1 protein-coding gene and 1 pseudogene are annotated in these 916 nt (G+C 42.9%); both read right to left on the bottom strand.

Annotated features, from left to right (window positions below):
- A partial coding sequence (locus HR086_RS47170) for an N-terminal phage integrase SAM-like domain-containing protein (protein WP_174468942.1) occupies positions 1 to 623 on the bottom strand: 623 nt, incomplete at its 3' end.
- 74 nt (positions 624 to 697) lie between these two features.
- A pseudogene (locus HR086_RS48110) lies at positions 698 to 916 on the bottom strand (hypothetical protein); the annotation flags it as partial.

Raw genomic sequence — 916 nt, 5'->3', positions numbered from 1 at the left:
GTGCGAGCCAGAAGCGTGAATAGAACTTTGTACTGGATAGAGTGTCTGTACTTTGCGTTTTTAATCGGCACTACTTGTGATAGAAATTTATCCAATTGCTCTCGCGTGAAGTATCGCACCTCTTTTCTTTTCTCGACCTCAGGCGGTACTTTAATCTTTTGTATAGGATTCTCGCGCAATATACGAAATTCATGAACTGCGTCATGCATCGCAGTCGAAAAAATGCTATGGATGCGCCGAACTGTGCCTTCACTGTAGCGATTACGCAGCTCATTAATCCACTTCTGATATTCGTTTCGAGTGATTTCATTAAGTCGGTAATTGCTCCAGCGGGGCAAGATATTAAGTCGGACATTTCGCTCTTGTAAACTGTAGGTTATCGGTTTTACGTTTGGGCGCTTGTAAACCTCAAGCCATTCTTCGATGTAGTCGCCAACCAGTTCTCGGCCATTCTCACTAAATCCGAAATGATGGATCTTTTGTTCTTCTTCACTCGCTGCGATCTGTGCTTCCTTCTTTGTCTTGAACCCCCCTTTCGTTTTTTCTTTTTGCCTTCCTGTTTGGCGGTCTTTATAACTAATCCGATACTCCCATTTATCTCCTCGTTTGCGAAAAAAAGCCATTTTATTCCCTCCAATAAAACATATGTTCGGTATAATATGTATAGTAAACAGCCTTGCGGCTGGAAAGCGCAAAGTTATTCAAACAATTCAAAGACGCCCAACGGATCTAGGCAGACGGTATAAGTGTCAACAACGACATACTTGCCGTGTTTGTCTCGATAGCGGCTTATAGCAGAGTTGAGAAAATCCTCAGTTACATTGAGATAATCGGCAAGTTCATAGCGATTACGTATGCCTATCCGATGTGCATGTATGATGCTTTCCAATGGCACGAGTTTTTCGTACGCCCAAGC

Source organism: Myxococcus sp. CA039A, from assembly GCF_013336645.1.
Lineage (GTDB): Bacteria > Myxococcota > Myxococcia > Myxococcales > Myxococcaceae > Myxococcus > Myxococcus llanfairpwllgwyngyllgogerychwyrndrobwllllantysiliogogogochensis.
The sequence above is the reverse complement of the archived record's forward strand: the minus strand, read 5'-3'. Positions and strand labels throughout refer to the sequence as shown.